At 65.5% G+C, this 7,061-nt stretch carries 6 protein-coding genes; 4 read left to right on the plus strand and 2 right to left on the minus strand.

From position 1 onward, the window contains the following. Positions 1–28 precede the first annotated feature (28 nt). Positions 29–1,111, minus strand: a complete 1,083-nt coding sequence (gene lplAB / locus GTW58_RS08510; RefSeq protein WP_119932029.1) for a lipoate-protein ligase LplAB — start codon at positions 1,109–1,111, stop codon at positions 29–31. Positions 1,112–1,231: 120 nt separating this feature from the next. Between lplAB and GTW58_RS08515 the strand changes: the two genes are divergently transcribed. Further along, positions 1,232–1,879, plus strand: coding sequence for a Maf family protein (locus GTW58_RS08515; RefSeq protein WP_047692141.1), 648 nt, complete (start codon positions 1,232–1,234; stop codon positions 1,877–1,879). Positions 1,880–1,883: 4 nt separating this feature from the next. Here the strand turns inward: GTW58_RS08515 and GTW58_RS08520 are convergent, their stop codons facing one another. Next, complete coding sequence (locus GTW58_RS08520; protein ID WP_119932030.1) at positions 1,884–2,750, minus strand: GAP family protein; 867 nt, start codon at positions 2,748–2,750, stop codon at positions 1,884–1,886. Positions 2,751–2,897: 147 nt separating this feature from the next. Between GTW58_RS08520 and GTW58_RS08525 the strand changes: the two genes are divergently transcribed. From GTW58_RS08525 to GTW58_RS08535, 3 genes are all read left to right on the plus strand, one after another. Next, on the plus strand, positions 2,898–4,244 hold the full coding sequence (locus GTW58_RS08525) for a sensor histidine kinase (RefSeq protein ID WP_119932031.1): 1,347 nt from the start codon (positions 2,898–2,900) through the stop codon (positions 4,242–4,244). Beyond that, on the plus strand, positions 4,222–4,932 hold the full coding sequence (locus GTW58_RS08530) for a response regulator (RefSeq protein WP_119932032.1): 711 nt from the start codon (positions 4,222–4,224) through the stop codon (positions 4,930–4,932). Before GTW58_RS08525 ends, GTW58_RS08530 begins: the two co-directional genes overlap by 23 nt. Before the next feature lie 209 nt (positions 4,933–5,141). Next, positions 5,142–6,950, plus strand: a complete 1,809-nt coding sequence (locus tag GTW58_RS08535) for an acetyl/propionyl/methylcrotonyl-CoA carboxylase subunit alpha (protein WP_189587242.1) — start codon at positions 5,142–5,144, stop codon at positions 6,948–6,950. The last annotated feature ends 111 nt before the right edge of the window (positions 6,951–7,061 follow it).

Here is a 7,061-nt window from a genome sequence, read left to right on the forward strand (position 1 = left end):
ACACTCGGCAATCGTGGGTGGGGTGGAGTCACTTGACCCGGTGGGTCCAGGCCTCCGTGGCGAACTTGGTGCGCACCAGCTGCCCAGCGGCCTCCAGTTCCTCCGGGCGGTAGTCACCCAGGTGGGAACGGTAGTGCTCCAGGAAATGCGCCTGGAAGGACTCGATGATCGCCTCCCTGGCCATGCCAGTCTGCGAGCGCATGGGGTCAACGCGCTTCTTGGCGGACTTGATGCCCTTGTCAGAGAGCTTTTCGCGGCCGATCCGCAGGACCTGCAGCATCTTGTTGGCATCAATGTCATAGGACATGGTCACGTGGTGCAGCAACGTGCCATCGGCAAATCGACGCTGGGCGGCCCCGCCGATCTTGCCCTGATCCGTGGTGATGTCATTGAGCGGGACGTAATGGGCCTTGACCCCGATCTGCTCCAGGGCGCCCATGACCCATTCGTCCAAAAATGCGTAAGCACGCTCGGAACTGAGTCCTTCCACCAGGCCAGCGGGCACCATCAGGGAGTAGGTCACGCAGTTGCCGGGTTCCATGAACATGGCTCCACCGCCGGTGATGCGCCGGGTGACCCCCACGTTGTTCACCGCAGCGGCCTCCAGGTCCACCTCGTTGCGCACGGACTGGTAGGAGCCGATCACCACCAGGGCGTCGTCCCAGTCCCAGAAGCGCAGCGTGGGGCCACGGCGTCCGGCTGCCATCTCCGCAGCCAGAACTTCATCGAGTGCCACGTGCATGGCCGGGTCCATGGTCTTCATGGGTATGACTTCCACGTCCAGGTCATCCCAGCTCTTGGCTGCGCCCACCGCACGGCGCACCGCGATGGCCACAGCCTCCGCGCTGAAGCCAATCATGCGGACTTCTTCCCCTGTGGCCTCCGCGCGGGCCTCGAACTTGGCCTCGATGGCCCGGGTGAGCCCTTCCACGCTCAAGGACGCCGGGAGTCCCTCCAGCGCGGCGTGGAGATCCTCGAATGCCTCGTCCGGTTCCAGGAAGAAGTCTCCGGAGACCACCACGTCCTTGAACATCCTCAGCTCTTGCGAGCCCGAGACTTCCAGGTCAACCACCACCAGTTTGCCGCCGCGGACCTTGTATTCACCGTGCATGATCTGATCTGCCTCACTGTCCGCACCGGGCGCCGTCGTCGTGAAAAACTGTCTCCACCCTGCCCAACGCACCCCGGGGCAAGGATCTTCCGCGGCGATCAACTGCTCTACGCTGGGCGCATGTCTGAGACTCCCCTGCTGCTGTTGGCCTCCCAATCCCCTGCTCGCGCCAAACTTCTGCGGGACTCAGGTGTGGGATTCACGCAGCTGACCTCGCACGTGGACGAGGAGGCCGTGACGCTGGCCTCCGGCGCCACTGAACCCGGGGAGATCGCGCTGAGCCTGGCGCGCGCCAAATGCGAGGCCGTGGCAGCCCTGCCCCAGGCCAAGGGCCGGTTGGTGATCGGCTGCGACTCCGTGTTCGCGTTCAACGGGGAGGTTCACGGCAAGCCGCTGACCCCCGAGCGCGCCACCGAGCGCATCTCGGCCATGCGCGGACGAACCGGACATTTGCACACGGGCCACTGGCTGATCGACACCCGCGCCCCGGAGGCCGGCGGCACCGGATTCGCCGGTGGACTGGAGGCCGGTGCGGACGTCACCTTCACCCACATGTCCGACGACGACGTCGCCGCTTACGTTGCCACCGGCGAACCCCTGTGGGTGGCGGGTTCCTTCACCCTGGATGGGTACGGGGCGGCGTTCATCGAACGGGTGGACGGGGACCTGCACGCGGTGATCGGGCTCTCCGTCAACGGGCTGCGGATTCTTGCCGACCAAGCCGGTGTTGGCCTGGGTGAGTTGTGGGAGCCGCAGCCGAGACTGTGACGGCTCAGGCTCCCAGCAGCCCCGGCAGGGTGCGGACCAAGATCACCACACCCACAATGCCCAGAATCCACGCCAGCGTGGTGGGTGCGGCACGAACAGCCCAGTCCCGCAATGCGGCCACGGGGCGTTCGATCCGGCTCCCCAGCACCGCGTGGACCAGGCACAGCAGCAGCGCCGGTGCGATCATGATGAGGCAGTACAGGGCCAGGACCACCACCGTTTCCACGACCCCCAGATCGGCTTGCGCCAGCCCTCCCATGGCGGCCAGGTACGGGAGCATGGTGGCCAGCTCAATGAGTCCCGCGCCCAGTGCCAGTGCGCCAACACCCTTCCAGGACCCCACCGCATGCTGTGCGCGTTGCACCCATCGCCGGGTTCCGGCCTCCGGGTCACCGCCACGCTTTTCAATGACCTTGGGATCCACCCACCAACTCAGGATCAGCAGACCCACGGCCACTGCAACCAGCATGACGGCACCCGCTCTGGAGCTCAGGATCTGGCCCACGGGCTCTGCCACCCCCTGGAAGCCGGCCATGATGGCTACACCCACCAGCCAGTAGAAGGCTGCGATGACCATCAGGTAGACCACCACGCGGATGGTGGCGTTGGCCCGTGATGGCGCGGGTGTGGATCTGATGGGCGCTGGTGTGGATGTCCCGGGTGCTGGTGGTGCGGATCCGGCCGGTGTTGGTGCCTGCACACCTGTTCCCCGGCCGTTTCCCCGGCTGTGGTGCACCGTGGGCAGAAACAGCAGCAGGACCAGGGGCAGCACCAACGTGCCCGTACTGGTGGAATCCACCAAAGCCAACAGCACCAAGGTGCCGGCGTCGGCGGTGCTCAGGCCCGTGGCCACATTGCTGAAGGTGTCCATGAATCCATCTTGTGGCGGCCACCCCAGCCACACATCCGCCAACGGTGCCGTCTTGGACCCACCGGGAACCGGTACCAATGGATGAGATCGCCCGGCCTGTACCGGACTCGGCCTTGTGACGTCCGTCCCACCCGATAGATTCAGCACATGGTTTCCCCCGACACCAGACTGGACGTCCGTGCAGCGGCGCTGTACGTGGCGTTGGTGGTGCTGCTCTGGAGCGCCGGGTGGTCCATCTCCGGAGAGCTGGCCTTGAGCTCACCGGTGCCACGCAGCGTGACACTGGCGTTGCTGCTGGTTGCTGCCACTGCCACGCTCTGGCGCAAACGCCATCCAGGTCTAGTCCTGACCATCACGGGACTTGGGTCCGCAGCAGCCATGGTCCTGCCCTCCGGCTTGGGTGCGGTGTTCCTCCAATTCGAGGCCGTGTTCACTGCTGTGCTGTTCGGCAGCCGTGTCCTGGCGCGGTTCACCACGGGACTGTGTATTGCTGTGACCGCCACTGTGGGGATTCTGGCGCTGATGATCCCCCACAACAATGCCTCCGTGTGGTTCGCCCTGGTGCTGCAAACCGCTGTGGTCCTGCTGATTCCTCCCCTGTGGGCGTGGGAGGTCCGCCACCACCGTCAGGCCCGCACCGAGGCGGAGAACGCCGCCCGCACCCAAAAGGAACTCACCGCCCGCGAACACGACCTGGCCCAGGCCCGAGCAGCCCTGGCGGTCCAGGAGCACCGGCGCAGGCTCGCCCAAGACCTTCACGACGGCGTGGCCGGTCACCTCTCTGCCGTTGCTCTGCAGACGGCGGCCCTGCGGACAGAGGGCATGAGAAACGCCCCGGAAGCCACCCGGGATTCAGTCCTGGAATCCATCAGGACCGCATCCGTGGACGCCCTGACGGAAATGCGGACGCTGATAGACGTTCTACGTGATCAGGCCCCGGCCAACCTGCACCTGGATCCACAACGCGCCACGGAGGACCTTGAAGCCCGGCTGCGGGCTTCCTTCCCGCAAGCTTCGGTCACCGTGGAAAACGGCGCCGTGGAACTGCTCTCCCAGGCTTCACCCGAGGCTGCGGACACTGTGATCCGCGTGGTCCAGGAAACCGTGACCAACATTTTGAAACATGCTGGCCCCGGTACTGTGGCCTTCCGGCTGGCAGTCACTGGAGAAGATGTGGCGCTGACAGCCGTTTCGCCCATGGACAGCCAGATGGGTGATTCCAGCACGGTGGGCCCAGAGCCCGCGGAGCTCACCAGCGGGGTGGGTCTACGTTCCATGGCCATGCGAACACAGGATCTGGGCGGCAGTTTCCACGCCGGTCCTGCAGAGGACGGCCGACGGTGGATGGTCAAAGCTCACTGGCCGGTGGCGGTCCTGCAGGCAAGCACAACCAGTGGGCAGTCTGGGCGCGTCCCGGAGCCCCCCGATCCACAATCCGCTCCCACCGTCCACCCCGCCAGGAGGAGACCCCTTGACCACAGTTCTGCTGGCTGACGATCACGCAGCCATCCGCGCCGGGGTCCGGATGATCCTGGAAACTGCAACGCCACCCTGCCAGGTGGTGGCGGAGGCCTGCACCGCCCAGCAGGCCCTGCAGCTGGCTGGTGAGCATCACCCTGACGTGGTGTTGTTGGACATCCGCATGCCTGGAAACAGCGGCTTGTCCGCCATTGACGATCTCCGCAAGACCGGCGCTGCCGTGATCATGCTGACCTCCTTTGCCTTGGACGAGTACGTGTTGGCAGCGCTTGAAGCCGGGGCGGACGGATTTCTGGTCAAATCCGCAGAACCGGCGGAAATCATCAACGCGGTGCACGGCGTGACCCGCGGGGACGCAGTGCTCTCACCAGCTGTCATGCGCACTGTGATCGATCGGGCGGTGCGAACGGGTGCACCGGGGGCGTCGTCGTCGGGAGGAATCCCGGCCACGCCCCCGCACGATCAACCGGACTCCCCACATCATGCCGGCGACTCCCCCACGTTGCTGGAGCCGCTGACGCGCCGTGAGGAAGACGTGTTACGTCTCTTGGCGGAAGGCCATTCCAATCAGGAAATCGCCAAGAACCTGGTGGTGGCGGAGTCCACAGTCAAGACCCACGTGTCCCACACCCTGGCAAAACTGCAGGTCAGCTCCCGGGTACAGGCCGCCCTGTGGTGGGGCCGTCACGGCGAACGCGCCTGAGTTTGTGGGAGTCCTACAGCAAGTTACGCGCCGGTGTGTGGTCGAATGATCGGTGACGTGCGTTTGAGGACAACAACCCAATACAGTGCTGTGGTTCAGTTCGGACGTTCACCACAGATTGGCCGTCGGTTGCAGGATGGCCGTCCATTGCGGGATGGCCACAGAGAACGGGTTGGCGCACCTGCGCAGCGGATGAGGAGATCGATCACGTGACCGGAGCCCATGAGGCACCCAACGCCACCACCCCCGGCCTTCGTCGTCTGACCAAGGTCCTGATTGCCAACCGCGGTGAAATCGCGGTGCGCATCATCCGTGCCGCCCGCGATGAAGGCATTGCCTCCGTTGCTGTGTACGCGGACCCGGACCGGGACGCCATGCACGTGCGGATGGCTGATGAGGCCTACGGCCTGGGTGGCACCACAGCGGCCGATTCCTACCTGATGATCGACAAAATCTTGGACGCTGCCGCCCGCTCCGGTGCTGATGCCATCCACCCCGGATACGGTTTCCTGTCCGAGAACGCAGATTTTGCCGCGGCAGTAATCAACGCTGGTTTGACCTGGATCGGCCCGCCCCCGCATGCCATCGCCTCTCTGGGCGACAAAGTGGCTGCGCGTCGCATTGCGGAGAGGGTGGACGCCCCGCGAGTCCCCGGCACCTCCGAGCCCGTGCAGTCAGCCCAGGAAGTGGTGGACTTTGCAGACCAGCACGGTCTGCCGATCGCCATCAAGGCAGCATTCGGCGGTGGTGGACGCGGTATCAAGGTGGTGCGTGAACGCGAATCCATCACGGAGCTCTACGAATCCGCAGTGCGTGAGGCCACGGCTGCATTCGGGCGCGGCGAGTGCTTTGTGGAGCGGTTCTTGGATTCCCCGCGACACGTGGAAACCCAGTGCCTGGCCGATGCCCACGGCAACGTTGCCGTGATCTCCACCCGTGACTGCTCACTGCAGCGGCGCAACCAGAAACTGGTGGAAGAGGCTCCGGCCCCGTTCCTCAGTGCCGAACAGAACGGCCGCCTCTACGAATCCTCCAAAGCGATCCTTCAGGAAGCGGGTTACCAAGGTGCCGGGACCTGCGAGTTCCTGGTGGGAACCGATGGCACCATCTCCTTCCTTGAGGTCAACACCCGCCTGCAGGTGGAACACCCCGTTTCCGAGGAAGTCACCGGGATCGACCTGGTCCGGGAACAATTCCGTCTGGCCCGCGGCGAGGAACTCGGTTACACGGACCCTGAGGTGCGTGGTCACTCCATTGAGTTCCGCATCAACGGCGAGGACCCCGGACGCAACTTCATGCCCGCACCGGGCACCCTGTCCACCCTGCGCCTGCCCACCGGCCCCGGTGTTCGCATCGATTCCGGTGTGGAGGCCGGGGAGACCGTCTCCGGAAACTTCGATTCCATGATTGCCAAACTGATCGTCACCGGCCGTGACCGTCAGCAGGCTCTGGATCGGTCCCGCCGGGCACTGGCCGAACTCACGATCGAAGGCATGGCAACGGTGGTGCCCTTTGACCGGGCCGTGGTGGCGGATCCCGCCTTCGCACCGGCCAACGATGAGCCGTTCACCGTGCACACCCGCTGGATCGAAACGGAATTCGACAACCAGATCGAGCCCTTCTCCAGAACGCCGGAATCCTCGGCAGACCCGGAGGAGCGCCGCAGCGTGGTGGTTGAGGTGGCCGGCAAACGACTGGAAGTTGTGCTGCCTGCATCCGTCCTGGGCTCCACCAAGGCCTCGGCCCCCGGCGGCACCAAGCCGCGCCGCGAGCGCTCGGGCCGCGGCGGCACCACCAAGGCCACGGGTGATGACCTCACCTCCCCCATGCAGGGCACCATCGTGAAGCTCGCGGTGGACAACGGGGACACCGTGGAGGAGGGCGACACCGTGGTGGTCATCGAGGCCATGAAGATGGAACAGCCGCTCAAGGCCCACAAGTCCGGTACGGTCTCCGGCCTTGACTTCAACCCCGGGGACACGGTCTCCGCCGGAGCGGTTCTGGCTACCATCTCCTGAGCTTACTTTTCTGATCCACCCCTTCTGAACCACGACGGGGGGGGGGGCCGGGGCGTGAACGCGGCCCCCCCCCCCCCCCGGGGGGGCGGTGCTCCCGCCGGGGGGGCGGCG

The sequence above is a fragment of the Kocuria subflava genome (genome assembly GCF_012163155.1).
GTDB classification, from domain to species: domain Bacteria; phylum Actinomycetota; class Actinomycetes; order Actinomycetales; family Micrococcaceae; genus Kocuria; species Kocuria subflava.

What these genes read in the sequence shown, in the direction of transcription:
- lplAB (WP_119932029.1), bottom strand. Translation starts at nt 1,111, where the DNA reads ATGCACGGTGAATACAAGGTCCGCGGCGGCAAACTGGTGGTGGTTGAC.
- GTW58_RS08515 (WP_047692141.1), top strand. Translation starts at nt 1,232, where the DNA reads ATGTCTGAGACTCCCCTGCTGCTGTTGGCCTCCCAATCCCCTGCTCGC.
- GTW58_RS08520 (WP_119932030.1), bottom strand. Translation starts at nt 2,750, where the DNA reads ATGGACACCTTCAGCAATGTGGCCACGGGCCTGAGCACCGCCGACGCC.
- GTW58_RS08525 (WP_119932031.1), top strand. Translation starts at nt 2,898, where the DNA reads ATGGTTTCCCCCGACACCAGACTGGACGTCCGTGCAGCGGCGCTGTAC.